This is a genomic window from Aquirufa originis (assembly GCF_042714495.1).
GTDB classification, from domain to species: Bacteria; Bacteroidota; Bacteroidia; order Cytophagales; family Spirosomataceae; genus Aquirufa; species Aquirufa originis.
The window spans coordinates 2,501-5,200 of sequence record NZ_JBBKXY010000004.1 but is presented as its reverse complement, the minus strand read 5'-3'; the positions used below and the strand labels follow the sequence as shown (position 1 = coordinate 5,200).

The following is a 2,700-nucleotide window of genomic DNA, read 5'->3' as shown; positions in this document are numbered from 1 at the left end:
GTGCAGGTCTTCTGTAATAACTTGGAGCTTACTTACTTTCCCGGGTTTGATCCCAGTATCATCAGCGGTGCGGGGCTTAACTTCTCTGTTCGAGATGGGAAGAGGTGAACACCCGTCCTATCGGCTCCATACTTTTTGCAAGGTTTTAGCCTTTAGCCATATTGTGAGATAAAATAAACAGCAGTGTGTAAATTAATAAAAGGTAAGCTTTCGGGTAATTAGTACTACTCGACTTTGACATTACTGTCTTTACATCTGTAGCCTATCGACCGTGTCGTCTACACGGACCCTTCATGGAATACTCATCTTCAGGTCAGTTTCGCACTTAGATGCTTTCAGCGCTTATCTGGTCCCGACGTGGCTACTCAGCTATGCCCTTGGCAGAACAACTGATATACCAGCGGTCAGTCCAACTCGGTCCTCTCGTACTAAAGTCAGAACCTGTCAATATTCCTACGCCCACAACAGATAGGGACCGAACTGTCTCACGACGTTCTGAACCCAGCTCGCGTGCCACTTTAATCGGCGAACAGCCGAACCCTTGGGACCTTCTCCAGCCCCAGGATGTGACGAGCCGACATCGAGGTGCCAAACCTCCCCGTCGATGTGAGCTCTTGGGGGAGATCAGCCTGTTATCCCCAGAGTACCTTTTATCCTTTGAGCGATGGCTGTTCCATACTAAACCACCGGATCACTATATCCTACTTTCGTACCTGATCGACTTGTCGGTCTCACAGTCAAGCTCCCTTTTGCTATTGCACTCTACGCACGGTTACCAAGCGTGCTGAGGGAACCTTTGAAAGCCTCCGTTACTCTTTTGGAGGCGACCACCCCAGTCAAACTACCCACCAAGCAATGTCTCCCCTTTGGGGATTAGAATTCCAGTACAAGAAGGGTGGTATTTCAACGTTGGCTCCCCGATGCCTAGCGACACCGGCTCACAGCCTCCCACCTATCCTACACATCCAGTACCAAAACTCAATGCTAAGCTATAGTAAAGGTTCATGGGGTCTTTCCGTCCCGTTGCGGGTAAACGGCATCTTCACCGTTACTACAATTTCACCGAGCTCACGGCTGAGACAGTGCCCAGATCGTTACACCATTCGTGCAGGTCGGAACTTACCCGACAAGGAATTTCGCTACCTTAGGACCGTTATAGTTACGGCCGCCGTTTACTGGGGCTTCAGTTCAATGCTTCGTGTTGCCACTAACATCCCCCCTTAACCTTCCAGCACCGGGCAGGTGTCAGGCCTTATACGTCATCTTTCGATTTAGCAAAGCCATGTGTTTTTGTTAAACAGTCGCCTGGGCCATTTCTCTGCGGCCACGATTGCTCGTGGCTCCCTTTATCCCGAAGTTACAGGGTTAATTTGCCGAGTTCCTTAGCCGTGATTCACTCGAGCGCCTTAGAATATTCTTCTCGACCACCTGTGTCGGTTTACGGTACGGGTTACTTATTAGTTATACACGCCTAGACTTTTCTTGGAAGTTTACTCACTACACTCGTTTTGGCATTGCTGCCGCCTCTCAAAGACACTATTCCGTCAGTATCTGGTAACCTGTAATCTCCGTCATCTATTTGCCCAATAAGTAAGTACAGGAATATTAACCTGTTGTGCATTAGGTTGTCGCCTTCGCTAGACCCTTAGCCCCCGACTAACCCTCAGTTGATTAGCATAGCTGAGGAAACCTTAGTCTTTCGGCGTGAGGGTTTCTCGCCCTCATTATCGTTACTCATGCCTACATTTGCTTTTCTGAACGCTCCAGCAAAGCTCGTCGCTTCACCTTCACCGCAGATCAGAATGCTCCCCTACCAGTATATAAATATAATCCAAAGCTTCGGTACTTTACTTGATGCCCGTTTATTATCGATGCCCGCCTCGCTCGACCAGTGAGCTGTTACGCACTCTTTAAATGAATAGCTGCTTCCAAGCTAACATCCTGGCTGTCACTGCAATCAGACTTCCTTAGTTCAACTTAGTAAAGATTTTGGGACCTTAGCTGTTGGTCTGGGTTCTTTCCCTCTCGGATTGGGACCTTAGCACCCCAACCCTCACTCCCGGGTATATTTTAAGCCATTCAGAGTTCGTCAGGATTTGGTAGGATTTGACTCCCCCTAGTCCTATCGGTAGCTTTACCTGCTTAAAACTTAACCCCGAGGCTGTTCCTAAAAACATTTCGGGGAGTACGAGCTATTTCTCAGTTTGATTGGCCTTTCACCCCTACCCACAAGTCATCCAAATACTTTTCAACGTAAACTGGTTCGGTCCTCCACTCCGTGTTATCGGAGCTTCAACCTGCTCATGGGTAGATCACAAAGTTTCGCGTCTACTCCCACTGACTAAGCGCCCTATTCAGACTCGCTTTCGCTCCGGCTGCTCACGTCAACGTGATTAACCTCGCCAGTGAAAGTAACTCGTAGGCTCATTATGCAAAAGGCACGCCGTCACCCCACGAAAGGGCTCCGACCGCTTGTAAGCGTATGGTTTCAGGGTCTTTTCACCCCCTTACTCAGGGTACTTTTCACCTTTCCTTCACAGTACTCGTTCACTATCGGTCTCTTGGTAGTATTTAGCCTTACCGGATGGTGCCGGCAGATTCAAAGGGGATTTCTCCAGTCCCCCCCTACTCAGGATACCACTACAATTATATAAGCTTACCGATACAGGGCTCTCACCTTCTATGGCCTGCCTTCCCAGA

2 rRNA genes (1 of these 2 running past the window's edge) are annotated in these 2,700 nt (G+C 48.9%); both read right to left on the bottom strand.

What is annotated here, in order from left to right:
- Nucleotides 1–19 precede the first annotated feature (19 nt).
- A 5S ribosomal RNA gene (gene rrf, locus SKC35_RS11370) occupies nt 20–131 on the bottom strand.
- Nucleotides 132–198: 67 nt separating this feature from the next.
- Nucleotides 199–2,700 (bottom strand): 23S ribosomal RNA (locus tag SKC35_RS11365) (it continues 331 nt past the right edge of the window).